The sequence below is a fragment of the Actinomadura sp. 6N118 genome (assembly GCF_044326415.1).
Classification (GTDB): domain Bacteria; phylum Actinomycetota; class Actinomycetes; order Streptosporangiales; family Streptosporangiaceae; genus Spirillospora.
Genome location: NZ_JBIRAZ010000028.1, coordinates 91,004 through 115,273 on the forward strand (window position 1 = coordinate 91,004; position 24,270 = coordinate 115,273).

The 24,270-nt window shown below is 70.9% G+C and carries 22 protein-coding genes; 7 read left to right on the forward strand and 15 right to left on the reverse strand.

Going from position 1 to position 24,270, the window contains the following annotated elements; genetic code table 11:
- Positions 1 to 201: 201 nt before the first annotated feature.
- Both ACH34W_RS47220 and ACH34W_RS47225 read left to right on the forward strand, forming a co-directional pair.
- A complete protein-coding gene (locus ACH34W_RS47220; protein WP_395967800.1) occupies positions 202 to 1,458 on the forward strand; it encodes a sensor histidine kinase in 1,257 nt (418 codons plus the stop codon).
- 42 nt (positions 1,459 to 1,500) lie between these two features.
- Entirely contained in the window at positions 1,501 to 2,178 is a 678-nt protein-coding gene (locus ACH34W_RS47225; protein ID WP_395967801.1) for a response regulator, read from the forward strand.
- A 6-nt stretch (positions 2,179 to 2,184) separates the two neighbouring features.
- Here ACH34W_RS47225 and ACH34W_RS47230 read toward each other — a convergent pair whose 3' ends face one another.
- Together ACH34W_RS47230 and ACH34W_RS47235 are read right to left on the reverse strand one after the other, a co-directional pair.
- Positions 2,185 to 3,141, reverse strand: coding sequence for a zinc-binding alcohol dehydrogenase family protein (locus ACH34W_RS47230; protein WP_395967802.1), 957 nt, complete (start codon positions 3,139 to 3,141; stop codon positions 2,185 to 2,187).
- A gap of 15 nt (positions 3,142 to 3,156) precedes the next feature.
- A complete protein-coding gene (locus ACH34W_RS47235; protein WP_395967803.1) occupies positions 3,157 to 3,900 on the reverse strand; it encodes an SDR family oxidoreductase in 744 nt (247 codons plus the stop codon).
- A 46-nt stretch (positions 3,901 to 3,946) separates the two neighbouring features.
- Between ACH34W_RS47235 and ACH34W_RS47240 the strand changes: the two genes are divergently transcribed.
- The gene (locus ACH34W_RS47240) at positions 3,947 to 5,170 is read left to right on the forward strand and encodes an acyl-CoA dehydrogenase family protein (RefSeq protein WP_395967804.1); all 1,224 of its coding nucleotides are present in this window, start codon (positions 3,947 to 3,949) and stop codon (positions 5,168 to 5,170) included.
- Entirely contained in the window at positions 5,167 to 5,850 is a 684-nt protein-coding gene (locus ACH34W_RS47245; protein WP_395967805.1) for a TetR/AcrR family transcriptional regulator, read from the forward strand. Before ACH34W_RS47240 ends, ACH34W_RS47245 begins: the two co-directional genes overlap by 4 nt.
- Positions 5,851 to 5,887: 37 nt before the next feature.
- Here the strand turns inward: ACH34W_RS47245 and ACH34W_RS47250 are convergent, their stop codons facing one another.
- Entirely contained in the window at positions 5,888 to 6,922 is a 1,035-nt protein-coding gene (locus ACH34W_RS47250; protein WP_395967806.1) for a LacI family DNA-binding transcriptional regulator, read from the reverse strand.
- 132 nt (positions 6,923 to 7,054) lie between these two features.
- Here ACH34W_RS47250 and ACH34W_RS47255 point away from each other — a divergent pair, with 132 nt between their 5' ends.
- Complete coding sequence (locus tag ACH34W_RS47255) at positions 7,055 to 10,330, forward strand: GH92 family glycosyl hydrolase (protein ID WP_395967807.1); 3,276 nt, start codon at positions 7,055 to 7,057, stop codon at positions 10,328 to 10,330.
- Between the two features lie 72 nt (positions 10,331 to 10,402).
- Here ACH34W_RS47255 and ACH34W_RS47260 read toward each other — a convergent pair whose 3' ends face one another.
- The 10 genes from ACH34W_RS47260 to ACH34W_RS47305 all read right to left on the reverse strand — a co-directional run bounded on the left by ACH34W_RS47260 (position 10,403) and on the right by ACH34W_RS47305 (position 19,000).
- Positions 10,403 to 10,606, reverse strand: coding sequence for a cold-shock protein (locus ACH34W_RS47260; RefSeq protein ID WP_395967808.1), 204 nt, complete (start codon positions 10,604 to 10,606; stop codon positions 10,403 to 10,405).
- 180 nt (positions 10,607 to 10,786) lie between these two features.
- Positions 10,787 to 12,043 carry a kynureninase gene (gene kynU, locus ACH34W_RS47265; protein ID WP_395967809.1) on the reverse strand — a complete coding sequence of 419 codons (1,257 nt, stop codon included), beginning with the start codon at positions 12,041 to 12,043 and terminating at the stop codon, positions 10,787 to 10,789.
- Entirely contained in the window at positions 12,040 to 13,053 is a 1,014-nt protein-coding gene (gene dmpG, locus ACH34W_RS47270) for a 4-hydroxy-2-oxovalerate aldolase (protein ID WP_395967810.1), read from the reverse strand. Before dmpG ends, kynU begins: the two co-directional genes overlap by 4 nt.
- Positions 13,053 to 13,961, reverse strand: a complete 909-nt coding sequence (locus tag ACH34W_RS47275) for an acetaldehyde dehydrogenase (acetylating) (protein WP_395967811.1) — start codon at positions 13,959 to 13,961, stop codon at positions 13,053 to 13,055. Before ACH34W_RS47275 ends, dmpG begins: the two co-directional genes overlap by 1 nt.
- 8 nt (positions 13,962 to 13,969) lie before the next feature.
- Positions 13,970 to 14,977, reverse strand: a complete 1,008-nt coding sequence (locus ACH34W_RS47280) for an amidohydrolase family protein (RefSeq protein ID WP_395967812.1) — start codon at positions 14,975 to 14,977, stop codon at positions 13,970 to 13,972.
- Positions 14,978 to 14,979: 2 nt separating this feature from the next.
- Positions 14,980 to 15,555: a 3-hydroxyanthranilate 3,4-dioxygenase gene (locus tag ACH34W_RS47285; RefSeq protein ID WP_395967813.1), complete on the reverse strand. Its 576-nt coding sequence runs from the start codon at positions 15,553 to 15,555 to the stop codon at positions 14,980 to 14,982.
- Positions 15,552 to 16,007, reverse strand: a complete 456-nt coding sequence (locus tag ACH34W_RS47290; protein WP_395967814.1) for a RidA family protein — start codon at positions 16,005 to 16,007, stop codon at positions 15,552 to 15,554. The genes ACH34W_RS47285 and ACH34W_RS47290 overlap by 4 nt, the downstream gene beginning before the upstream one ends.
- Positions 16,004 to 16,732, reverse strand: coding sequence for a 2-keto-4-pentenoate hydratase (locus tag ACH34W_RS47295; protein ID WP_395967815.1), 729 nt, complete (start codon positions 16,730 to 16,732; stop codon positions 16,004 to 16,006). The genes ACH34W_RS47290 and ACH34W_RS47295 overlap by 4 nt, the downstream gene beginning before the upstream one ends.
- Positions 16,729 to 17,511 (reverse strand): 2-keto-4-pentenoate hydratase, encoded by a 783-nt coding sequence (locus ACH34W_RS47300; RefSeq protein WP_395967816.1) that lies wholly within the window; start codon positions 17,509 to 17,511, stop codon positions 16,729 to 16,731. Before ACH34W_RS47300 ends, ACH34W_RS47295 begins: the two co-directional genes overlap by 4 nt.
- 52 nt (positions 17,512 to 17,563) lie before the next feature.
- Positions 17,564 to 19,000 carry a 2-hydroxymuconic semialdehyde dehydrogenase gene (locus ACH34W_RS47305; protein ID WP_395967817.1) on the reverse strand — a complete coding sequence of 479 codons (1,437 nt, stop codon included), beginning with the start codon at positions 18,998 to 19,000 and terminating at the stop codon, positions 17,564 to 17,566.
- 97 nt (positions 19,001 to 19,097) lie between these two features.
- On the opposite strand from ACH34W_RS47305, the gene ACH34W_RS47310 reads away from it, so the two are divergent.
- Complete coding sequence (locus tag ACH34W_RS47310) at positions 19,098 to 20,042, forward strand: LysR substrate-binding domain-containing protein (protein ID WP_395967818.1); 945 nt, start codon at positions 19,098 to 19,100, stop codon at positions 20,040 to 20,042.
- On the opposite strand, the gene ACH34W_RS47315 is transcribed toward ACH34W_RS47310, so the two are convergent.
- Complete coding sequence (locus tag ACH34W_RS47315; RefSeq protein ID WP_395967819.1) at positions 20,021 to 20,911, reverse strand: alpha/beta hydrolase; 891 nt, start codon at positions 20,909 to 20,911, stop codon at positions 20,021 to 20,023. The two genes, ACH34W_RS47310 and ACH34W_RS47315, sit on opposite strands and share 22 nt — an antisense overlap.
- Positions 20,912 to 21,102: 191 nt before the next feature.
- Between ACH34W_RS47315 and ACH34W_RS47320 the strand changes: the two genes are divergently transcribed.
- A complete protein-coding gene (locus ACH34W_RS47320) occupies positions 21,103 to 21,921 on the forward strand; it encodes a serine/threonine-protein kinase (RefSeq protein ID WP_395967820.1) in 819 nt (272 codons plus the stop codon).
- Positions 21,922 to 21,974: 53 nt separating this feature from the next.
- On the opposite strand, the gene ACH34W_RS47325 is transcribed toward ACH34W_RS47320, so the two are convergent.
- Entirely contained in the window at positions 21,975 to 24,227 is a 2,253-nt protein-coding gene (locus ACH34W_RS47325) for a glycoside hydrolase family 3 N-terminal domain-containing protein (RefSeq protein WP_395967821.1), read from the reverse strand.
- Positions 24,228 to 24,270: the final 43 nt, after the last annotated feature.

Genomic DNA, 24,270 nt, shown 5'->3' on the forward strand with positions numbered 1-24,270 from the left:
CGGCGCCGGGAGCGACCCGGCGTCGTCGTCTCGAAAACAGCCGCCATGCCCTCATGATAGCCGTAAAGACCCGGCAATCGCACGGGCGCCCCGCGTCTGCGCCGGCGAGGCACTGGTCAGCGGTGATACTCAGGGATCGGATGGGATCTCCCTCTTCGGGGGCACGTCAGAATGCCCGCGGCGGCCTAGGCTCGGGCTCAAATGAACGTGCACAGTCACTCCGCAGCGCACACGCCGATGGCGGTCGTCAAAGGCGTCCGCAACGCCGTGCTGTCCCCGCCCGGCGGGCCGCACAGGCTGCTCTTGCCCAGGCCGCTCTGGCTGCGCATACCGATCGGCCTGATTCTCTTGGCCATGACGATCGGGTTCACCGGCGGCACGATCGCGATCCCGCTGAACGTCTACAAGTCGGAGCCCACCGCCTCCGCCGCCTGGTTTCTGGGACTGGCGCAGGTGCTGCCTCTGCTGTTCGCGCCGCGATGGCCCCTCATGGCATGGCGGATCAGCGCGCTGGGCTTCCTGGCCGGTGTCCCGGTCATGGACGGCAGGTACTTCTGGCCCTGGCCGGTGACGGCGTGGCTGGCGTTCATGCTCATGCTGTTCATGGTCGGTGTGGGCTGCGAGCGCCAGACCACGATCGGCGTAGGCGTGGTCACCATCGCCGGGGTGATCGTGCCGGGCGCGCTCGGCTCCATGCCCGGCTGGTTCGGGCTGATCCTCGCCGGGCTTGTGATCATGGCCCTCGCCTTCGGTGACGCGATCGGCGGGCGCTCGGCCGCCGAACAGAGCCTGCGCGAGCAGGAGGCGCTGCGCCGCCAGGACCTCGCCCGGGCGGCGGTGCTGGAGGAGCGCGCACGCATCGCACGCGAGCTGCACGACGTCGTGGCCCACCACATGTCGGTGATCGCCATGCAGGCCGAGGCCGCGCCGTACAAGATCCCCGACCTGCCGGACGCCGCCCGGCAGACCTTCGGCGTCGTCCGCGACGCGGCCCGCGACGCCCTCACCGAGACCCGCCGCGTCGTCGGGCTGCTGCGCTCCGACGACGAGGGCGCCGAACGCGCGCCGCAGCCGGGCCTGAACCTCCTGGAGGAGCTGCTCGCCGGGGCGCGCCGGTCTGGCCTGTCAGTGGAGCTCGCCATCGTCGGCGTGCCGCGGGAGGTGTCGGCGGGGGTCGACCTGTCGGCGTACCGGATCGTCCAGGAGTCGCTCAGCAACGCCTCCCGGTACGCGCCGGGGTCGCGGGTGCTGGTGGAGATCAGGTACGCGCGGGACGCGCTGCAGGTGACCATCACCGACGACGGCGCGCGCACGACGCCGGACGACTCGCAGGGCGGCGGCCACGGGCTGGTCGGCATGCACGAACGGGTCACGATGCTGGGCGGCGTCCTCACCGCCGCCACGCACGAGGGCGGCGGCTGGCAGGTCGCGGCCGAGCTCCCGTACGGCGAGGACTAGACAACCCCACCGAAGATCGCGGTCACGCCGTAAGGTGCTTCCGTGAGCATTCGGGTGCTGATCGCCGACGATCAGGTGATGATCCGCGACGGCCTGGCCGCGCTGCTGTCCTCCGATCCGGAGATCGAGGTGATCGGGCAGGCGGGCAACGGCCGGGAGGCCGTGGAGATGGCCCGCGAGCTCGACCCCGACGTCATCGTCATGGACATCCGCATGCCGGAGATGGACGGCCTGGCCGCCACGGCGGAGCTGGTCGGCGAGCCGCCCCCCGACGGGGTGGACCCGGCCGGGGTGCGGCCCAAGGTGCTGGTCCTCACCACGTTCGACCTCGACGAGTACGTGTACGAGGCGCTCGGCGCCGGGGCCAGCGGTTTCCTGCTCAAGGACGCCTCCGCCGCCGACCTGGTCAACGGCGTCCGGGTGGTCTCCACCGGCGACGCGCTGCTCGCGCCGTCGATCACCCGGCGGCTCATCGGCGACTTCGCGCGGCGGCGCCGCCACCAGCGGCCCAGCCCCGGCGCGACCGCGGGGCTCACCCCGCGCGAGCTCGACGTGCTGCGGCTCATCGCGCGCGGGTTGTCGAACGCGGAGATCGCCGCCGAGCTGGTGCTCGCCGAGCAGACCATCAAGACGCACGTGGGGCACGTCCTCACCAAGCTCGCCCTCCGCGACCGCACCCAGGCCGTGGTCTACGCCTACGAGAACGGCCTGGTCGGCTGAGACACGTCAGCGTGACGGGTCGAGCAGCAGCTTGCCGCTGGTCCGCCGCGCCCGCAGGTCCTCGTGTGCCCGGCGTACCTCCGGCAAGCCGTACTCGCCGCCCGCGATGACGCGCAGGCGCCCGTCGGCGGCGAGCGCGAACAGGTCGTCCAGCGCCTTGCGCATCAGATCGCCGGGCAGCTGGAAGATGTGCGCCAGCCACATGCCGGCGATGGTCGTGGAGTGGGCCATGAGGTTCGCGGGCTTCACCGGCTGGGGCTGCTGCCGCGAGGCCATCCCGTAGAAGGCGAGGCGGCCGTACGGGGCGAGGGCCTTGAGGCTGTCGTCGGTGACGGTGCCGCCGGTCATCTCCAGCACGATGTCCACGCGCCGGCCGCCGTTGGCCTCGATCAGCGCGGCCTTCATGTCGGGCTCGGCCGCGTCCACGGCGACGTCGGCGCCGAGCTCCAGGGCGAGGTCGCGCTTCTCCTTCGTCGAGGCGGTGGCGATGACGCGGCCAGCGCCCCAGGCCTTGGCGAGCTGCACGGCCAGCGTGCCGACCCCGCCCGCGGCGGCGTGCACGACCACGGACTCGCCCGGCTCCATGTGCACGCTGCGGCGCAGCAGAATCCAGGCCGTGGCGCCCTGCACGATCATGCCGAGCGCGGTCAGGTCGTCGATGGCGTCCGGCACGTCCCAGGCCAGCGTGGCGGGAGCGACCGCCTTCTCCGCGTACCCGCCGGTGCCGACGAGGGCGACGACCCGGCGGCCGTCGGCGGTGCGGCCGACGACCTCGCCGCCCGGCACCATCGGCAGCGTGGACGGGGACAGGTAGCTGTTCTCGGCCTGGTGGGTGTCGGCGTAGTTGATGCCGGCCCGGGAGACCTCGACGAGCAGCTGCCCGTCGCCCGCGACCGGGTCGGGCAGCTCGGTGACGTTCAGGACCTCGGGGCCGCCGAACTCGGTGATCTGGATGGCGCGCATGTCTCTGGTCCTCTCTCAGCGCGGGCCGGGGACGCCGCGGAACTTGAACGGGCCGGACTCGCGGCCCGGCACCACGAACCAGGCGTCCCCGGCGGTGTCGGCCGCCAGGATCGCCATGAAGGCCTCCACCACATCGGACACGTGGAGGATCGGGAAACCGGTCTCCTCAAGCTGGCTCTTCATCGGGCCCAGGATGTCGGTGTCGGCGAACGACGGGCACAACGCGTTGACCCGGATTCCCTCAGCCAGGTGGGCGGGGCCGAGTGCGCGGACCAGACCCACCACCGCCGCCTTGTTGGCACCGTAGACCGGGTCGAACGGCGTCGCGGTGAGAGCGGCCATGCTCGCGGTGGCGATGATCTGGCCGCCGCCCCGGGCCCGGAGCGCAGGCAGCGCGGCGTGCACGCCGTAGACGACTCCGTCGACGTTGATCGCCATCGCGCGCCGGTAGGTCTCCAGGTCGAAGTCGGCGTCCACGCCGCACCCGCTGGCGATCCCCGCGTTCAGGAACGCGATGTCCAGCCCGCCGAACCGCTCCACCGCCGCCGCGACCGCCGCCTCGCTGTCGGCGGGTTCGCGGACGTCGCACCGTACGAACACGCCATCCAGCTCCTTGGCGAGCGCGGCGCCGCGGTCCTCGTCGATGTCCGCGAGCACGACCCCGGCACCCTCGCCGGCCAGCCGCCGGGCGACCGCCGCCCCGATGCCCTTCGATCCGCCCGTGATGAGCGCGACCCTGCCCTCCATCAGCCCCTCCATCGGCCCTCCCTTCCTAAGTAACTGACCCGTCAGTTACTATAACCGAATGGACTTCGGTTTGAGTGCGCGGGCCCAGGAGTACATGGGCCTGCTTCAGGACTTCATGGACTCTCACGTCTACCCCGCCGAGCCGGTCTACGAGACTCAGCGGCACGAGCTCCGCGCGGCGGGCCACGAGCACACCGTCCCGCCGATCGTCGAGGAGCTCAAGGTGGAGGCCCGCAAACGCGGCCTCTGGAACCTCTTCCTACCCGACAGCGAGGACCCCGCTCACGGCCTGTCGGTCACCGACTACGCGTCCCTCGCCGAGGTGACAGGCCGCTCCCCGCACCTGGCGCCCGAGGCCATCAACTGCGCGGCGCCCGACACCGGCAACATGGAGGTGCTCCACCTGTTCGGCACGCCCGAGCAGAAGGAGCGCTGGTTGAAGCCGCTGCTGAACGGCGAGATCCGCAGCGCGTTCGCCATGACCGAGCCGGACGTGGCCAGCTCCGACGCCACCAACATCTCCACCCGGATCGAGCGCGACGGCGACCACTACGTCATCAACGGGCGCAAGTGGTGGATCAGCGGCTCCGCCGACCCGCGCTGCAAGATCATGATCGTGATGGGCAAGACCGACCCGGAGGGCCACCGCTACCGGCAGCAGTCGATGGTGCTGGTGCCGCTCGACACTCCCGGCGTGGAGGTCGTCCGGCCGCTGCCCGTGTTCGGGTACTCCGACCAGCACGGCCACTGCGAGATCCGCTTCACCGACGTCCGCGTCCCGGTGGAGAACCTCGTCGGTGAGGAGGGCGGCGGCTTCGCCATCGCCCAGGCGCGCCTCGGACCCGGCCGCATCCACCACTGCATGCGCGCCATCGGCATGGCCGAGCGCGCGCTGGAGCTGATGTGCCAACGCGCCGTGTCGCGTGTCGCCTTCGGCGGGCCGCTGGCCAAGCAGGGCGTGGTCCGCGAGCAGATCGCCGAGTCGCGGATGGCGATCGAGCAGGCCCGCCTGCTCACCCTCAAGACCGCCTGGATGATCGACAAGCACGGCGTGCAGGCCGCCCGTTCCGAGGTGGCCGCCATCAAGGTCATCGCGCCCCGTATCGCGCTGGAGGTCGTCGACCGGGCGATCCAGGTGCACGGCGGCGCCGGCGTCAGCGACGACACCCCGCTGGCGAGCATGTGGGCCGGGCTGCGCACGCTCCGCCTCGCCGACGGGCCCGACGAGGTCCACGTGCGTTCCGTGGCCCGCGCCGAATTGGGTAAGTACGTCGGCCAATGACGGACGCCACGGGGGAAACAGCTGGAACGGAAAAGGTAGAGCCTGCTCCGGGCGTACGGCGCCGTATGCCGTACGCCCGGCGGCGTGAGCAACTCCTGCAGGTCGCGCTGGAGGAGTTCGGGCGCCGGGGCTACCACCTGACCCAGATGGAGCACGTCGCCGCCGCCGCGCAGGTCTCCAAGGCGCTGCTCTACCAGCACTTCACCTCGAAGGAAGACCTCTTCGCCGAAGTGACGGAGGCGATCGTCGCCGACATCAGGCAGCGGCTGAACGAGGCGGTGCTGGGCGAGCAGGAATCGGTGGCGGGCATCCGGGCGATGGTCCGGGTGCTGTTCGACTATGGCACCGAGAAACCCGACGCCTGGGCGCTGGTCGTGCGGCATCTGGACAAGCCCGAGGTCGGTTTGGAGCTGCGTGAGCTGCGGGACCGGCTCGGCGAGGCGTTCGCGGACATCCTGCTGAGGCGGCGCCGGGTCGACCCGGCGCTGTCGCCCGCCGTGCTCGAGGCCAACGAGCGCCGGGCCCGGCTGCTGGTGCCGCTGATGTACGGGTCGATGCTCTCGATGGTGTCCTGGTGGCTCGACCATCCCGAGATTCCACGCGAACGGGCCGAGCGCATTTCGGTGGAGTTCATCTGGCTCGGCCTCGACCGGCTCCGCCACGGCGAACGGCTGCGCTGAGCGGCTGCGCTGCGCTGAGCGGTTGCGCTGAGCGCCGTCATCCCTGGCGGGGCGGTATCTCTCCGGAGCCGCGGACGACAAGACGGGTCGGGAGCAGGATCCGCGCGGGCGGGCGCGCGTCGCCCCGGATGCGGGCTTCGAGCAGGCCGGCCGCCTGCCTGCCCATGTCGGCGGGTTCATGGGCGACGACGGTGACCGGGGTCGCCAGCAGATCGGCGAGCTCGAAGTCGTCGAAGCCGACCAGCGCGACGTGCGCGCCCACGGCTCCGATCACGCGCAGCGCTCCGACCGTCAGCAGGTTGTTGCCGGCGAAGACGGCGGTCGGCGGGTCGGGCAGCGCGAGCAGCTCGGTCATGGCGTGCCCGGCGCCCCGCACGTCGTGGCGTCCCGTCCGTACGAGCGCGGGGTCGGCCGGGACGCCGTGCGCGGCGAGCGCTTCGAGGTAGCCCTGGTGGCGTTGCCGCGCCGTGAAGATCTCCGGAAGGTCGACCAGGCAGGCGATCCGGCGATGGCCGTGGGCGAGCAGGTGCTCGACGGCCGTGCGCGCTCCGCCGACGTTGTCGATCAGCACCGTGTCAGCCGGCACTGTGTCGTCCGGCGCGGCGGGGTCGCCGGGTGGCCGGTCCAGGAAGACCGCCGGGGTGCCTGAGATCAGCTCGGCGCGGAGGCGGGGGTCGCCCGTCTCGGACGGCACGATCAGGAGGCCGTCCACGCGGCGTTCGCACAGGGACCGGATGAGGAGCAGCTCGCGTGCCGGGTCCTCGTCCGAACTGCCGGAGATGACCAGCCGTCCCCCGGCCCGCGCCACGTCCTCGACGCCGCGGGCGATCTGCGAGTAGAACGGGTTGGCGACGTCCTCGATGATCAGGCCGATGCTGCGGGTCCGCCCGCCGCCGCGCAGCGTGCGGGCGAGGTCGTTGCGCTGGAAGCCGAGCCGGGCGATCGCGTCGTGCACTCGCTCGGCCGTGTCGGGCCGCACGAAATCCTCGCCGTTGACCACGCGCGACACCGTCTTGAGGCTCACCCCCGCCGCCGCCGCGACATCCCGCATGGTCGGCCGCCTGTCCCCCATGTCACTGATGTCACCACGACCTGGGGCCTGAGCGACAGGCCGGATCCGGTCATTGACGCGCCCGCGTCCGGCGACGACCATCGGGGTGCTTTGACAACGTTGTCATCGACGACACGTCCTCAAGGAGCACACGTGTCCGCATCCCGCTCCCCCAAAGCCCTCCTCGCCGGGGCCCTCGCCCTGGTTTTGCTCCCCGTGGCCCCCGCCGCCCCCGCCCAGGCCGGCCTGCTTCTCCCGGGCCCCGACCTCACTTCCCACGTGAACCCGTTCGTCGGCACCAAGGACGGCGGTCCCGACTTCGGCCACGGCGGCGGCGCCGGGATGAACTTCCCCGGCGCGGTGACCCCGTTCGGAATGATGCAGTGGAGCCCGGACACCGTCCGCACGTCGGGCGGCGGCTACAAGTACGAGGACAACCGGCTCCGCGGCTTCTCGATGACCCACATCAACGGCCCCGGGTGCACGGGCGCGCAGGACTTCCCGGTCATCCCGGTCTCGGGGACGATCGGCCGCTCCCCCGCCACGAACGGCGCCGACTACGTGCAGACGTTCAAGCACGAGAACGAGCAGGCGAGCCCCGGCTACTACGGCGTCACGACCGACACCGGGGTCAAGACCGAGCTGACCGCCTCGACGCGCGCCGGGGTCGGGCGCTTCACATTCCCCGCAGGCAAGCCCGGGACCGTCCTGGTCAACGTCACCGGCTCCATCAACGGGGTGGACGACGCCGAGGCGACGATCCGGGGCAACACCGTCTACGGCTGGGCCAAGACCGGTGGCTTCTGCGGCGCCAAGAGCCGCTACTACGTCTACTTCCACGCCACATTCGACCGGCCGGTCCGGGCGTACGGCACGTGGAAGGACGACTCGGTGCAGCCGCGTGCCGAGAGGGCGCGGGGGGCGGCTCCGCCGAAGATCCCGCGCGAGACCGCCAAACCCGTCGGCCGTGTCAACAACGGGCGGGACGGGCGGTCCTCTCCGTCCACGCGCCGCACGTTCGCGGGTGATGTGAACGTGAAGGGACCCGGCTCGGGGATCTACCTGCAGTTCGACTCGGACAAGCCGGTCCAGATGCGCACCGGCCTGTCGTACGTGAGCATTGACGGCGCCAAGCGGAACCTCCGCGCCGAGATCGGCGGCAAGGACTTCGACAAGGTCCGCGCGTCGGCCCGGGACGCCTGGCAGCGCAGGTTGTCGCAGGTGAAGGTCACCGGGGGCTCCGTCGACCGGCTGCGCACGTTCTACACCGCGCTCTACCACGTCTTCCTCCAGCCCTATGTCTTCGACGACGTGGACGGCACGTACACGGGCTTCGACTACCGGACCCAGAAGGTGCGCAAGGGGCATCACCAATACGCGACGTTCTCCGGGTGGGACATCTACCGAAGCGAGACGCAACTATTGGCGTTCCTCGCGCCGGACGTGGCCTCCGACATCGCGCAGTCGATGTACGAGAACGCGCGATCGATCGGCGACGTCTGGGATCGCTGGTCGCATCAGAACACCATCACCGGCGTCATGAACGGCGATCCGTACCACTCGATCATCGCGAGCACCTACGCGTTCGGCGCGCGCGGGTTCGACGCCAAGGGCGCGCTGGCGTCGATGATCGCGGGCGCGGAACGGATCGGCCCGAAGTCCGGTTACACCGAGCGGCCAGGTAACGCCCAGTACCTCAAGCTGGGTTACGTGCCGGGCGACGTCGCCACCACCGAGGAGTACGGGATCGCCGACTTCGGCATCGCGCAGATGGCCGAGCGGCTCGGCGACCAGGGCACGGCGAAGACGTTCATGCAGCGGTCGCACAGTTGGCAGAACCTCTACAACCCGCTGAACGGCTGGATCCAGCCGAGGTTCGCCGACGGCTCGTTCCTCAGCCCGTTCGATCCGGCCGATTCCGGCTGGTACGTCGAGGGCAACGGCGCTCAGTACCACTGGATGACCTATCAGGACGTGCGCAGCCTGTTCAACGCGATGGGCGGGCGCGACGAGGCGGCCAAGCGGCTGGACCACTTCTTCACCAAACTGAACGCGGGCCCGCACGAGCCGTACGCCTACCTCGGCAACGAGCCCTCGATGCAGTCACCGTGGCTGTACGCATGGGCCGGGAAGCCCTACCGGACGCAGGACGTGGTCGACCGCGCCCGCAGGGAGCTGTTCAAGCCGACGCCGGACGGCCTGGTCGGGAACGACGACCTCGGCACCATGTCCGCGTGGTACATCTGGGCCTCGTTCGGTGTCTACCCGGTGATCCCGGGCCGGGCCGAGCTGCTGGTGAACGGCCCGGCGTTCGCCAAGATCGAGGTCAGGCGCTCGTCCGGGCAGAAGGTGACGATCAACGCGCCCGGCGTCTCGGACACGGCGCGCTACATCCAGGCCCTGAAGGTCGGCGGCAAGAGCACCTCGAAGGCCTGGCTGCCGGAGTCGTTCGCCCGCAACGGCGGACGCCTCGACTTCACGATGGGAGAGTCGCCCAACACGGCGTTCGGATCGGCCGAGTCGGACGCTCCGCCGTCGTTCGGCGAGGGCGGCAGGTCGTACCTCACTGCCGTCAGCCCCGGGCTGATCCCGCTCGAACCCGGCGGCTCCGGCACCACGACCCTGCGCGTGCAGGCACTGGCGGGCGGCGGCACGGTCTCCTGGAAGGCGCGGCCCCCGGCGGGGATCACCGTGACGCCGGAGTCCGGGACGCTCACCGTGCCCGCCTCAGGCCACGCCGACCAGCAGGTGACGATCTCCGTGGCGGCCGGCGCCAAGCTCGACTATCACTCCGTGCCGTTCGACATCCCTGGCGCCGGGGACGCGGGCGTGACGGTCAACGTCGCCCGCAAGGGGACGATCGAGTGGTACCACAACAACGCCGGGATCTCCGATGACAGTGCCCCCGGCACCGCCAACTTCGACGGCGGCGGCTGGTCGTACTCCACTCAGGCGCTCGCCGCCGCGGGCCTGACACCGGGCAAGCAGGTGCCCTGGAACGGTTTCACCTTCGGCTGGCCCACCCGGCGTCCGGGGCAGCTCGACAACGTGCAGGCGCAAGGCCAGACGATCGAGCTCGCCGACGCCCCCAAGGCGGGACGGCTCGCGTTCCTCGGCGCGTCCGGCAACGGAGACGTGCAGACCACGGTCACCGTCACCTACACCGACGGCTCCACGCAGAGCGGAACGCTGGGGCTGAGCGACTGGGCCCTGGGAGCCGACGCCTATCCCCCGAAGTTCGGCAACGAGATCATCGCCAAGGCGGCCTACCGGAACGGCGGCGACGGGACACCACACAAGATCAACGTCTACGTGTTCGCCGCCGCCCCGATCGAGCTCGACAAGGACAAGCAGGTGAAGAGCTTCACGCTGAGCACGCCGGAAGAGGGAGGCGGTTCGCTCCACGTCTTCGCGTGGTCGTTCTCCTGAAACGACCTCCTGAAACGACCAGGCCCGCACCACGCGGACGTGGTGCGGGCCTGCCGGAAGACCAGGGGTGCTTCAGAGCGCGGTGACGCCTTCGGCCTGCGGGCCCTTCTGGCCCTGCGTGATCTCGAACGCGACGCGCTGGTTTTCGTCAAGGCTGCGGTAGCCACTGGTGGCGATCGCCGAGTAGTGGACGAAGACGTCAGGGCCGCCGTCGTCCGGCGCGATGAAGCCAAAACCCTTTTCGGCGTTGAACCACTTCACGGTGCCTTCGGTCATGTTTCTCTCTCCTGGTGAAACCTCACCGTCCGCCGGGTGGCGGACCGGGGCTGCCTGCGGGCCGATTTTCCGTTTCGCCGGAATGGCCGGAGAAAGAAGAAATGCCCGCTGTCTTGAACTTCCTGCGGGCGCTTCGATTGAACAAACGTACGAGGAAATGACGACTGCAACACCTTCAGCCTACCCCCTGAGGCTCGCCAGCGCCTCCACCACGCGGTGGCAGTCGTGGAAAGTGTTGTAGAGAGGCACCGGCGCGAGCCGTACCACATCGGGCTCGCGGGCGTCGGCGATCACGCCGAACGAGCCCGCCAGCCGCCGTACCAGGCCCCCGGCGTCGCCGACCCGGAGGGAAAGCTGGCATCCGCGCGCGGCCGGGTCGTCCGGGGTGATGATCTCGGCGGCGCCGGCCAGCCGGGCCGCGAGATACCCGGTGAGCCGCTCGCTCCTGGCCCGCAGCGCGTCCATCCCGTACCGGTCGAAGATCTCCAGCGAGGCCAGCACGGGCGCCAGCGCCATGATCGGCGGGTTGGACAGCTGCCAGGCGTCGGCCGAGGCGGGCGGCGAGATCTCCGGCTCCATCCGGAAGCGCGTCGCCGGGTCGGTCCCCCACCAGCCAGAGAGCCTGGGTAGTGACCTGTTCCGGACATGGCGTTCGTGGACGAAGCAGCCCGCCACGGCTCCCGGGCCGGAATTGAGGTACTTGTAGGTGCACCAGGCGGCGAAGTCCACGTCCCAATCGTGCAGGTGCAGCGGCACGTTCCCCGCCGCGTGCGCCAGGTCCCAGCCGACCACGGCGCCGGCGGCCCGGCCGGCCTTGGTGATGGCCTGCATGTCCATGAGCTGGCCGGTCAGGTAGTTGACGCCGCCGAGCAGGACGACCGCGACCCGGTGCCCGTCGCGTTCGAGGAGGTCCACGATGTCCTCGGTGCGCAGGTGCTCCTCACCGGCTCGCGGACGCAGGCGGACGACCGTCTCCGCCGGGTCCAGCCCGTGATGGACGGCCTGGCTCGCCACCGCGTACGAGTCGGAGGGGAAGGCGGAGTCCTCGATCACGATCCGGGTCCGCTCCCCGGCGGGCCGGTAGAACGTGGCCATCATCAGGTGCAGGTTGACCGTGAGCGAGTTCATCGCGACGACCTCGTGCGGCAGCGCGCCGACCAGGCGGGCGGCGGGCTCGCGCAGGAGCTCGTGGTAGTCCACCCAGGGGCGCCGGGCCTGCGTGTGGCCCTCGACGCCGAGCCGCGCCCAGTCCTGGAGTTCCTCGCGGAGACGCCCGGCGACCGCGCGCGGCTGGAGGCCCAGCGAGTTGCCCGCGAAGTAGGCGGACTCCTCGTAGAGCCCGCCGGGCGCGGGCGGCACGTGGAACTCCGCCCGCGCCGACGGGAGCGGGTCGGCCTCGTCCAGCTGCCGGGCCTCGGCCTCCTGCTCACCGGTCATTTCTCTCCCCCGATCAGGTCCAGCGCGATGTCGACGATCATGTCCTCCTGGCCGCCGACCATGCCGCGGCGCCCCACCTCGACGAGGATGTCGCGGGTGTCGAGGCCATAGCGGCGGGCCGCGTCCTCGGCGTGCCGCAGGAAGCTGGAGTAGACGCCCGCGTAGCCGAGCGTCAGGGTCTCCCGGTCCACCTGAACGGGCCTGTCCTGGAGCGGCCGGACGATGTCGTCGGCGGCGTCCATGAGCCGGAAGACGTCGCAGCCGTGTTTCCACTCCATGAGGTCGGCGACGGCGACGAAGGCCTCCAGCGGGCAGTTGCCGGCGCCCGCGCCCATCCCGGCGAGCGAGGCGTCCACGCGGCGGACGCCGTTCTCGACGGCGACGACCGAGTTGGCGACGCCGAGGCCGAGGTTGTGGTGGGCGTGGATACCGATCTCGGTCTCCGGGTCAAGGATGTCGCGGTACGCGCGGACACGGTCGCGGACGCCGTCCATGGTGAGCCGCCCGCCGGAGTCGGTGACGTAGACGCAGTGCGCGCCGTACGACTCCATGAGCTTGGCCTGCTCGGCGAGCTTGGGGGCCGGGGCCATGTGGGACATCATCAGGAAGCCGGCGACGTCCATGCCGAGCTCACGCGCGGTGGCGATGTGCTGGGCGGAGATGTCGGCCTCGGTGCAGTGCGTCGCGACGCGCACGGACCTGACGCCCAGTTCGTACGCCCGCTTCAGCTCGGCGATCGTGCCGATCCCGGGCAGGAGCAGCGTGGTGAGGACGGCGCGTTCCATGACCTCGGCCGCCGCCGCGATCCACTCCTCGTCCAGGTGCGCGCCCGGCCCGTAGTTGACGCTGGAGCCCGCCAGCCCGTCGCCGTGCGCGACCTCGATCGCGTCCACGCCCGCCGCGTCGAGGGCGGCGGCGATCTCTCGCACCTGGTCGACGGTGTAGCGGTGCCGGATGGCGTGCATGCCGTCCCGCAACGTCACGTCCTGGACGTACAGCTCGTGGGTCATCACAGAGCCAGCCTCTCCGCCACCCGCAGCGCTGCGGAGGTCATGATGTCGAGATTTCCGGCGTACGCGGGCAGGTAGTGCGCGGCGCCCTCCACCTCGAGGAACACCGACACGAGATGTCCCTCCCCTCCGGCCAGGTCTGCGAGCGGATCGCCGGACGTGAGGGGACGGATCTGGACCTGCTGTTTGAGCCGGTAGCCGGGCACGTACGCGGCGACCTCGTCGACCATCTTCTCGACCGAGGTGCGCACGGCCTCCTCGTCGCAGTCGCCGACGACGCAGTAGACGGTGTCGCGCATGACAAGCGGCGGCTCGGCCGGGTTGAGCACGATGATCGCCTTGCCGCGCGCGGCGCCGCCCACGACCTCCAGTGCCCGGGACGTGGTCTCGGTGAACTCGTCGATGTTGGCGCGGGTGCCGGGCCCGGCCGACTTCGAGGCGATCGAGGCGACGATCTCCGCGTACCGCACCGGGGCGATCCGGGAGACGGCCGCGACGATCGGGACGGTGGCCTGGCCGCCGCAGGTGACCATGTTGACGTTGGGTGCGTCCAGGTGCTCGTCCAGGTTGACGGGCGGGACGACGTAAGGGCCGATCGCGGCGGGCGTCAGATCGACGAGCCGCTTGCCGTACGGGGCGAGGACGGCGGCGTTGTGCTCGTGCGCCTTGGCCGAGGTGGCGTCGAGAACGATCGCGACATCGGCGAACACGTCGAGCTTCACCAGGCCCTCGACGCCCTCGTGGGTGGTGGCCACGCCGAGGCGGCGGGCCCGGGCGAGGCCGTCGGAGCCGGCGTCGATCCCGGCCATCGCCACGACCTCCAGGCTGTCCGACAGCCGGATCACCTTGATCATCAGATCCGTGCCGATGTTGCCCGAGCCGATGATCGCGACTCTGCTCTTCGTCAACGGAGTCTTCATCGGGGCGTGGTCCCTTCCAGATCGAAGAAGCGGCGGGCGTTGCCGCCGAGCAGCGCGGCACACTCCGCGTCGGTCAGCGACTCGCAGGCGCGGATGGTCGAGCCGGGCTCCAGCTCGCCGAGGGGGAACGGGAAGTCGGTGCCGAGCATGACGCGATCGGCCCCCATCACCTCGACCAGCAAACGCAGTGCTCCCGGGTCGAAGACGGCCGAGTCGACGTAGAAGCGGTCGGTGTAGGCCGAGGGTGGCTTGGGCGAGTCCTTGCGGACGATGTCGCGGTTGCGCCAGGCGTTGTCAGCGCGGCCGAGGAGGTAGGCGAAGCTGCCGCCGCCGTGGCAGAAGCAGAGTTTCAGCGAGCCGGGCAGCCGTTCGAACGCACCCGACAACATCAGCGACAGGATCGACAGCTGGGTCTCGGCGGCCATGCCGACCAGCCACGGCAGCATGTAGCGGCCGCCCATCCGGTCGTCGCCGAGCATGTCCCAGGGATGCACGAGCACCGGCATGCCTTCGTCGGCGCAGTGCGCGAGAAACGCGGTGATCTCCGCGTCGTCCAGGTAGCGCGCCCCGACGTGGTTGCCGATGTGCACGCCGCGGTGCCCGGCGGCCTTGGCCTTGGTGACGGCGGCGCAGGCCAGCTCGCTGTCCTGGAGCGGCACCTGGCAGAGCGGGAGGAGCCGGCTAGGGGTGTCCGCGCAGTAGGCGAGGATGCGGTCGTTCACCAGCTCGCACCAGTCGGCGGCGCGGGGGGCCTCCGCGTCGTACCCGAACATCAGCGGGGTGGACGAGACCGCCTGCACGTCGACGCCGACACGGTCCATCGCGGCGAGGCGGGCCGCCGGATCCCACAGCTCGGGGGCCACCGGGCGGTACTCGGCGTCGCCGCTCATCATCATGCCGGTGCCGTCGCCGTTCTCGCGCAGCCACGGCTCGCCCGCGCCCGCCAGCACCCGGGCCTCGTCCCGGGTGATCGGCGGGAAGACATGGGCGTGGACGTCGATCACGCTCACGAGGCTCGCTTCCGGGTCTGCGGGCGGAGCTCGGCGGGCCACTGCTTGCCCGGGTGCACGGCAGCGCAGTTCGGGCACTTGCGGTCGCCGTCGTAGAACCTCTGGAACGTGGGCGGCAGGTCGTCGACGATCGAGCGAACCTGGAGCTCGGCGCGATGAACGAGGTGGTGGCAGCTCATGCAGTACCACTCGAACGCCTCGCGCAGGCCCTCCGGACGGGAGACCTCGACGACGAGGCCGATCGAGCCCTCCTCGGGCCGCTGCGGCGAGTGCCGGACGTGCGGCGGCAGCAGGAAGACGTCACCCTCGTTGATCTGGACGTCGACCGGCGGCTTGCCCTCGTCCTCCATGACGCGCAGCACCATGTTGCCCTTGAGCTGGTAGAAGAACTCCTCGGTCGGATCGTCGTGGAAGTCGGTGCGCTGGTTGGGCCCGCCGACGACCATCACGATCAGGCCGGCGTCCTCGAAGACCTGCTTGTTGCCGACCGGCGGCTTGAGCAGGTCGCGGTGCTCGTCGATCCACTTCGGGAAGTTGAACGGCTGCCCGTGGCTGAGCTGTGGCAGGGTCATGACTGTGTCTCCTTGGTGAGGGTCTCCTTCGCGGGGATGATCGCGGGGATGTACGCCACGCACGAGATCTCGATCAGCAGGTGCGGATGCGGCAGCTGGTGGACGGCGACGGTGGTGCGCGCCGGTCCGGTCTCGTCGAAGAACTCGCCGTAGACCTCGTTGTAGCCGCCGAAGTCGTTCATGTTGACCAGGTAGGTCGTGACGTTGACGAGGTCGCCGAGGTCTCCGCCGGCCACCTTCAGCAGGTCACGGATGTTGTCGAGGACGGCGCGCGTCTGCTCGCGGATGTCGAGGTCGGTGACGCCCATCGCGTCGGCGCTCGCCCCGGCGAACGTGCCGTCCGGTCGCCGCGAGCTCGTGCCCGACACGTAGACGAAGTCGCCCGCGCGCTTCACGTGAGGGAAGCGCCCGCGCGGCTTGGCCTTGCCCTGGATGGTGAATGCGTCGCTCACTTCGTCGTCACCTCCACGCTGCCCAGCCCGGCGCCCGTCACGCGCACGTGGGCGTCCTTGGGGAGCGGGACGGCGGCGGTCGCGGCTCCGGCCAGGATGATCGAGCCGGGTTCGAGCGGCGTGCCGGCGTCGCGGGCGAGCCGTACGGCGGCGCGCAGCGATCGGACCGGGTCACCGAGGATCGCGGCGGACGAGCCGGTCTGCACGGTCCGGCCGTCGATCTCCATGACGAGCCCGACGTTCGACAGGTCGCGCGGCTCATGCCAGGCACCGAAGCCGAATCCAGCCGCGGACGCGTTGTCGGCGATGACGTCCGGCAAGGTGAACTTGAAGTCCTCGTAGCGCGAGTCCAGCACCTCGAAGCCCACGGCGACCTTGAAGCCGTCGCGGCCGAGCAGGAACACGATCTCCGGCTCGACGCGCGGGTGGATGAGCCCCGACAGGTCCAGCGTCGACTCGATGAGCATCGCGTCGGTGAGCTGCCCCCAGATGACGTCGTCGACGCCCATCTGGATCATCTTCGCGCGGCTGGTGAAACCCATCTTCACGCCGATGCGGCGCTCGCCGCGACGCTCGCGGCGAGCGATGCCGGCGCGCTGGATCTCGTAGGCGGTCGCGCCGTCGAACGGCTCGGTGTCGGTGAGCTTGGGCACCGCGCGGACGTCGCGTACGGCCCCTTCGAGGATCTCGGCGAAGACGGCGATGTCGGTCACCGGCTTGGTCACGAGGCCTCCTTCGCGAAGGCGACGCGCACGTCGCCGAGCCCCTCGATGCGGGCCTCCAGCACATCGCCGGGAGCGGGCACCGCCACCGGCCCGAGCGCCCCGGTCAGCACGGTGTCCCCAGCGCGCAGCGGGCGTCCGAGCCGCACGGCGATGTCGGCGAGCCAGAGCGCCGCGTTGAGCGGGTGGCCCAGGCAGGCGCCGCCGGTGCCGGTGGACAGCTGCTCGCCCCGGCGTTCCAGGACCATCCCGCAGAGCCGCAGGTCGACGTCCTGAAGGCGGGTGGGGCGGTTGCCCAGGACGTACATGCCGGATGAGGCGTTGTCGGCGACGGTGTCGGCGAGCGTGATGTCCCAGTCGCGGATGCGGCTGCCCACGATCTCGATGGCGGGGAGCACGAAGGCGACGGCCCGGATGACGTCGGCGACGGTGTGCCGTTCGAACGTGAGGTCGTGTTCCAGGACGAGCGCCACCTCGGCCTCGGCCTTGGTCTGCATGACCGATCCGGCCGGGATCTCCGCGCCGTCCGGCACCGCCATGTCGGCGAAGAGGACGCCGAAATCGGGGCTGTCCACGCCCAGCTGAGCCTGGACGGCCGCCGACGTCAGGCCCACCTTCCGGCCGGCCAGCCGCCGTCCGGACGCCAGCCAGCCCTCGGTCAGCCGCTGCTGGACGGTGTACGCGGCGTCGACGCCGTCGATCAGGTCGCGGACGGGCTCGCACGGCACGCCGGAGGCGTACGCGCCGAGGATGCGCTCGGCCGCCGCCTCGATGGTCGTCATGGTCGTCTGAGTCGTTTGGGGCTGCTGGGTCACAGGCTCGCTCTCGGCTCTCTTAAATCTGGATGCAGACATTGACGGGTTCGGAAAAGAAGTCCAGCGAGTATTCGCCACCCTCGCGGCCGATGCCGGAGGCTTTGACACCGCCGAACGGGGTCCGCAGGTCGCGCAGGTTCCAGCAGTTGACCCACACGATGCCGGTCTCGACCCGTGGCGCCACCCGATGCGCCCGGGACAGGTCGCGGGTCCACACGGTGGCGGCCAGCCCGTACGGGCTGTCGTTGGCGAGGCGGAGCGCCTCCTCCTCGGTGTCGAAGGGGGCGACATGGCAGACCGGTCCGAAGATCTCCTCGCGGACCGTCCGGGCGGTCTCGGGGAGGCCGGTCAGCACGGTCGGCTCGACGTGGAAGCCGGAGTCGCGCCGGTCGCCGAAGACGGGCACCCCGCCTCCCGCGACGACGGTCGCGCCCTCCTCGCGGGCAAGCCGGTAGTACGAGAGCACCTTGTCCCGGTGCGCGGCCGAGATCATCGGCCCGAAGTCCGCCAGCGCCCTGGCCCGCTCGCCCAGCGCCGCCACGAACTCGTCGAAGACGGGCCGTTCGACGTAGACACGCTCGGTGCACAGGCAGATCTGGCCGGAGTGGGTGAAGGAGGACCGCGCGGTGCCCGCGACGGCCGCGTCCAGGTCGGCGTCGGCGAAGACGATCGCGGGGTTCTTGCCGCCGAGCTCGAACGACAGCGGCGTCACGTGGTCGGCGGCGTTGCGCATGATGGCGGCGCCGGTGGCCGACTCTCCGGTGAAGGCGATCGCGTCCACGCCCGGGTGCCCGGTGAGGAACTCCCCGGCCGCCCCGGCGCCGTGCCCGTGGACCAGGTTGAACGCACCGGGGGGAAGCTCGGCCTCATGGATCACCGAGGCCAGCAGCGTCGCCGTCGAGGGTGTCTCCTCCGACGGCTTGGCGACCACCGCGTTGCCGGCCGCCAGCGCGGGGGCCACCTTCCAGGTCAGCAGGAGCAGCGGGAGGTTCCAGGGCGAGATGATCGCGACGACGCCGAGAGGGCGCCGCACGGTGTAGTTGAGCGCCTGCCCGGTGCCGCCGCTCCAGCCCGGCACAGCCGTCGTGTAGGCCCGCTCGGGCCTGCCGTACAGCAGGTCCGCGTAGGCCCGGAAGTTGCCGATCGCCCTCGGAATGTCGACGGTGGAGGCGAGCTCGCGTGGCTTGCCCGTGTCACCTGTCTCGGCGTCCACGAACTCCTCGAACCGGGCCTCGATGCCGTCGGCGATCCGCCGGAGCGCCGCCGCCCGTTCCTCGGCCGTCGCCGCGCCCCAGGCCCCGGCGAGTGCCGCGCGGCCCGCCCGCACGGCGTCGTCGACGACCTCGCGCGTCGCCTCGGGGGCCGTCCCGGACTCGGCCCCGTCCACCGGGTCGACGAGCGGGAACTCCACCCCGTCCGACCGGAACATGCCGCCCACGTAGTGCTCAGCCTTCATACCTGCGATGATTCCCCATCCAGCTATGCCGGACCAATACCGATTGACCAGGCTGACATAACCAGTTTGTGATAGTAAGGCCATATAGTTGGGCAGCATGCGCCCGATCGACCTGCTCAACGGGCGGCTGAAGCTCCGGCACCTCGTGCTGGTCGTGGCCGTCGCCGACGAGGGCAGCGTGCTGCGCGCCGCCGAGCACCTGCGGCTGGCCCAGCCCGCCGTCACCCGCAGCCTCCGCGAGGTCGAGCACGTCCTCGGCGTCGAGCTGTTCACCCGGGGGCCGCGCGGCATGACCCCGACCCTGTTCGGCGAGGCGTTCATCGAGCACGCCCGCGCCGTCCTCGCAGAGCTGCGCCGGGCCGGCGAGCGCATCTCCGGCCTGGCCGACGGGGCGGTCGGGACCGTCACGATCGGTACCCTCCTCGCCGGCTCCAACGTCCTGCTGCCACGGGCGATCGCGACCCTCAAGAAGGCCCGGCCGGGAGTCACGGTGATCGTCCAGGAGGCCACGTTCGACGCGCAGGTCCCGCGGCTGCTGGAGGGCGAGATCGACCTGATCCTGGGCCGCCTCAACCCGATCGGCGACCTGCGCGGCCTGCGCCAGCTGACCCTGTACGCCGAGCCGGTGCTCCTGGTCGCCCGCCGTGACCACCCCGCCCGGTCCCAGCCGGACCTCAGACTCCGGGATCTGATCGACTACCCCTGGGTGCTCCCTCTCGAACAGACCGCCCTTCGCCAGGAGCTGGAGCAGATCTTCCGCAGCGAGGGCCTGGCGCTGCCGTCCAATCTCGTGGAGTGCACCTCGATCCTCACCGTCCGCACGCTCGTCCACGACGCCGACATGATCGCCGCCCTCCCCGAGCTGGTCGCCCGCACCGACAGTGAGCTGGCGCCCCTGCCCATCCCGCTCGAACCCGTCCGCCGCCAGGTGGGGGTCACCCTGCCCGACCGGCGCCCGCTCACGCCCTCGGCGCGGCTGATGCTGGATCACCTGCGGGCCCAGGCCGCGGAGCTCACCGCTCAGACGGAGCCCACCGACTGAATCAACTCGAGCAGCTTCCGGCTCACCAGCGCCTCCGGATCACCGAGATCCAGCACCACGTCGAAGTGGTCACGTTCCGGCACGACCAGCAGCTCGCCGCCCCACTGCGCGCGGAACCGCCGCGACTGGTCGACGAAGCCGGACCCGTCGTGCTCGGCAACCGTGATCACCGTGGGGCACCGCCGGGCGCCCGCCACGAGTGCGGGGCTCAGCCCGGCCGCCCTCGGCACGTCCAGCCCGAGCCACTCGTTCACGTACACCCGGGTCAGGGGCCGGAGATCGAACAGCCCGCTGAACGGCATCGCGGCCTTCACCACGTCCTCCGGCAGCCCGAACGCCTCCTGCCAGCCCTCCACCATCGTCATCCCGGTCAGGTGGCCGCCCGCCGAGCTCCCGCCGACCACGATGCGGTCGGGGTCAAGCCCGTGCTCCCGTCCGTGCCCCCAGATCCAGGCGATCGACGCGCGCACCTGCCGGATGATCTCCTCCAGGGTCACCGCCGGCGCCAGCGTGTAGTCCAGCACCACGGTCGCGACACCCCGCTCGTGCAACATCCGCGCCATGAACGCCGAGTCGGCCCTCGACAGTGCCTTCCAGTAGCCGCCGTGCACGAACACGAACACCGGCCGCAGCGCGCCGCCCGTTCCCTGCACACCGCCCGCGCCCCATACGTCGAGCCGCTCGCCGCTCGCCTCGTCGTAGACCAGGCCCGGCGCCCCGGGCAGCCCCTCGACGGCCTTATCTGACTCCGCCCGGTACCGGACCATGAGCTGCCCGAAGAGTTCCTCTCCCGCTTTCCGGCGCACGTTGTACGCGATGTCCAGTTCCTCGTCGCTGAGCTCCTGGCCCGGCCAATCACGCACGTCCATGCCCCGCAGCCTTCCTGCCCGGCGGCAGACTGGGCAAATACCGTTGCCGACCGCCGCTATAACCGCCCTGCTATGCGTGTGGTTAGTCTGGCGGCGGAGGCGCGCCAGCCACCCCCTCCAGAATCGTCCTATATAGACATGAATGTCCATATATAATCTGGATGGCGGCCCGGTGGGTTAGGTTTCCAGGTGTGGGTGGCGATCTCGGGCGGGTGCTGGCCGGGCGGTACCGGTTGCTCGCGCTGCTGGGGCAGGGCGGAACGGGGGCCGTCTGGCGTGCCAGCGACGAGCGGCTGGGCCGCGAGGTCGCCGTCAAGGAGGTCCGGCCGCCGGTGCGGCCCGACGCGGGCTGGCCTGCCCGGCTGGACCGGGAGGCCGGCGCCGCCGCACGGCTGGCTCATCCCGGCATCGTCACCGTCCACGAGCGGATCACCGGCGAGGACGGACGGCCGTGGATCGTCATGGAGCTGCTGCGCGGGTGGTCCCTGGAGGGTCTTCTCAGGACGGGAGGGCCGCTGCCGCCGGCGCGGGTCGCCGGGATCGGCCTGCAGCTCCTGGGTGCCCTCCGGGCCGCACACCGGGCGGGCGTGACGCACTGCGGCATCAAGCCGGCCAACGTGATGCTCGATGGCGACCGGGCGGTGCTGACCGACTTCGGCATGGCCGCCGCCGGCGGCGAGATGATCTTGACATGGCGGGCGGCGTTCGCCGGCACCCCCGCCTTCCTGTCCCCCGAGCAGGTCGGCGGACTGCCGGGCACCGCCGAGTCCGATCTGTGGTCGCTGGGCGCGACCCTGTTCGCCGCCGTGGAGGGCCGTCCGCCGTACGTGGGCGACTGCGCCGGAGCGGTCTGCATCGCCATCACGACACGGGAACCCGCGCGCCCGCTGCGCGCCGGTCCCCTCGAACCCGCTCTCACCGGGCTGCTGCGCCGGGATCCGGCCGAACGGTTGTCCCTCGAACAGGCACGGGAGCTGCTGGTCCTGCCTGCCCGGCGCGCCGCCGGGTGAGAGCGGCGCGCCGGGCCGGATTCAGAGGAGACTGACGTCAGCGGACGGCGAGGTCAGCGGACGGAGAGGTCGGCGCTCTGGTCGCCCGCGGTGATCTGGTACGCGCCGGACTGGGCGGACGGGGTTCCAGCCCCGTTGATGTCGCCCGGGGTCACGGCGAGGTTGGACATCGGGAAGGTGAGGGTGACCGAGCGGGTCTCACCGGCCTTGAGGGGGACGCGGGTGAACGTGGCGAGCCGGTTCGGCGGCACCTGGACGCGGCTGTACGGCTGACCGGCGTAGACCGGGACCACCATGTCGCCGTCGCGGTTGCCGGTGTTGCTGACCTGGAGGGTGAGCTTCACCGTGCCGCGCTTGGAGACCGATCGGTCGGCCAGAGCCAGGCTCTTGACGGCGAACGTGGTGTAGGACAGGCCGTGCCCGAAGGGGAACAGCGGGTCGTAAGCGGAGCTGGGACCGCTGTTGGTGCCCGGCAGCTGCTGGTAGTACATCGGCTGGTCGCCGACGGACTTGGGCCATGAGACGGGAAGGCGGCCGCCAGGGTTGGCGCGGCCGTAGAGCACGTCCGCGACCGCGGTGCCGGCCTCGCTGCCGGGGAGCCAGGCCATCAGGAGCTGCTTGGCGTCGGCGGCCTTGCCGAGCACGAGGGGACGGCTCGCGAGGACCACGACGGTGACCTTCTTGCCGGTGGCCTGCAGGCGGTCGACGAGCTCCTGCTGGTCGGCGGCGAGCTCGGGGGTCTCGTTGTCGGCCACGCCCTCGGCGCCGGGCTTCTCACCCACGACGACGATGGCGCCGTCGGCGTCCTCGGTCTTGTCCACGGCCTCGCCGGCGTCCTTGACGAGCTCGGCCTTGTCTCCGGCGAGCGCCTTGACGCCCTCCCAGACGGTGACGCCGGGGTCGTCGACGCCGTCGGGGATGCCCTGCCAGCCGATGGTCCAGCCGCCGTTCTGGATCGGCACCGAGTCCGCCCCGGAGCCGGTGACGACGACCTTGTCACCGGTGGGCAGCGGCAGCACGTTCCCGTCGTTCTTGAGAAGTGTCATCGACTCGGTCGCGGCCTTCACCGCGAGCGGCTTGTCGGCGCCCAGCACCGCGGCGTCGGCCTTGGCCGGGTCGACGTACGGGTTGTCGAAGAGTCCCAGCTGGAACTTCAGCGTCAGGATGCGCCCGACTGCCTCGTCGAGGCGCTTGCGGGAGACCTTGCCGCTCTTGACCTGCGCCACGAGGCCGTCGATGTAGCCGTCGACGGAGCCCGGCGGCAGCATCGCCACGTCCACGCCCGCGTTCATGGCGATGCCGGCGGCGTCGGCGTAGTCGGCCGCCACCTTGTGGGCCTTCTGGAGTGCCTGGACGTCGTCCCAGTCGCTGATGACGACGCCCTTGAAGCCCCACTGGCGGCGGAGCAGGTCGGTGAGCAGGTAGCGGCTCGCGTGGGCCGGGACGCCGTTGATCGCGCCGGAGTTGACCATGAGGGTCTGCGCACCCGCGTCCACGGCCGCCTTGTAGGACGGCAGGAAGGTGTCCTGGAAGTAGCGCATGTCGAGGTGGGAGTTGGCCCGGTCATGGCCGTTGAACGGCTCGGAGTAGCCGGCGAAGTGCTTGACCGTCGCGGCGACCTTGCGGTCTTGCTGGGAGCCCTTGACGAACGCGGCGCCCAGCACACCGGCCAGGTGCGGGTCCTCGGAGTAGGTCTCGTAGTAGCGGCCCCAGCGGGTGTCGCGCGCGATGTCCTGGACGGGCGCGAAGTTCCAGTTCGGGCCGGTGGCCTTGACCGCCTTGGATGTGGCCTGGCCCATCGCCTGCGAGATCGCCGGATTCCAGGTCGCGCCCACGCCCAGCTGCTGCGGGAACTTGGTCGCGCCGAGGACGTTGTTGTGCCCGTGCACCGCGTCCACGCCGTACAGGAGCGGGATGCGCAGGCGGTGGTTGTCGATCGCGTACTTCTGGATCGTGTTGATCATCTCGGCCCACGCCCGGGGCGTGTTCTGCGCCGGCGCCTGGCCGCCGCCGGACAACATCTGGCCCACGTGCTGGTCGGCGAACATCTTCTTCATGCAGGTGGTGTTGAGCTGCCCGCCAGACCAGTTGCAGTCGCCCTGGATGGTGACGATGGCGGGCTGGGCCGTCTGGCCGACCTTCTCTTCGACGGTCATGCGCCTGACCAGGTCGGCCACCCGTACGGGCGTGGGCGCGGATCTGTCCAGGTAGGCAGGGATGGAACGGGCAGTGGCCGCTCCTGGTATCAGCGTCAGGGCCAGCAACGCGGGCGCGACGAGTGCGCCCGCACGGAGAAGGGATTTCATGCGCGGCTCCTTACTGGGGGGTGAGCCTGGATGATCGAAGGTG

What these genes read in the sequence shown, in the direction of transcription:
- ACH34W_RS47235 (WP_395967803.1), bottom strand. Translation starts at nt 3,900, where the DNA reads ATGGAGGGGCTGATGGAGGGCAGGGTCGCGCTCATCACGGGCGGATCG.
- ACH34W_RS47230 (WP_395967802.1), bottom strand. Translation starts at nt 3,141, where the DNA reads ATGCGCGCCATCCAGATCACCGAGTTCGGCGGCCCCGAGGTCCTGAAC.
- ACH34W_RS47305 (WP_395967817.1), bottom strand. Translation starts at nt 19,000, where the DNA reads ATGAAGGCTGAGCACTACGTGGGCGGCATGTTCCGGTCGGACGGGGTG.
- ACH34W_RS47315 (WP_395967819.1), bottom strand. Translation starts at nt 20,911, where the DNA reads ATGGACGTGCGTGATTGGCCGGGCCAGGAGCTCAGCGACGAGGAACTG.
- ACH34W_RS47240 (WP_395967804.1), top strand. Translation starts at nt 3,947, where the DNA reads ATGGACTTCGGTTTGAGTGCGCGGGCCCAGGAGTACATGGGCCTGCTT.
- kynU (WP_395967809.1), bottom strand. Translation starts at nt 12,043, where the DNA reads ATGACCGGTGAGCAGGAGGCCGAGGCCCGGCAGCTGGACGAGGCCGAC.
- dmpG (WP_395967810.1), bottom strand. Translation starts at nt 13,053, where the DNA reads ATGACCCACGAGCTGTACGTCCAGGACGTGACGTTGCGGGACGGCATG.
- ACH34W_RS47300 (WP_395967816.1), bottom strand. Translation starts at nt 17,511, where the DNA reads ATGACGACCATCGAGGCGGCGGCCGAGCGCATCCTCGGCGCGTACGCC.
- ACH34W_RS47325 (WP_395967821.1), bottom strand. Translation starts at nt 24,227, where the DNA reads ATGAAATCCCTTCTCCGTGCGGGCGCACTCGTCGCGCCCGCGTTGCTG.
- ACH34W_RS47285 (WP_395967813.1), bottom strand. Translation starts at nt 15,555, where the DNA reads ATGACCCTGCCACAGCTCAGCCACGGGCAGCCGTTCAACTTCCCGAAG.
- ACH34W_RS47245 (WP_395967805.1), top strand. Translation starts at nt 5,167, where the DNA reads ATGACGGACGCCACGGGGGAAACAGCTGGAACGGAAAAGGTAGAGCCT.
- ACH34W_RS47260 (WP_395967808.1), bottom strand. Translation starts at nt 10,606, where the DNA reads ATGACCGAAGGCACCGTGAAGTGGTTCAACGCCGAAAAGGGTTTTGGC.
- ACH34W_RS47250 (WP_395967806.1), bottom strand. Translation starts at nt 6,922, where the DNA reads ATGGGGGACAGGCGGCCGACCATGCGGGATGTCGCGGCGGCGGCGGGG.
- ACH34W_RS47310 (WP_395967818.1), top strand. Translation starts at nt 19,098, where the DNA reads ATGCGCCCGATCGACCTGCTCAACGGGCGGCTGAAGCTCCGGCACCTC.
- ACH34W_RS47220 (WP_395967800.1), top strand. Translation starts at nt 202, where the DNA reads ATGAACGTGCACAGTCACTCCGCAGCGCACACGCCGATGGCGGTCGTC.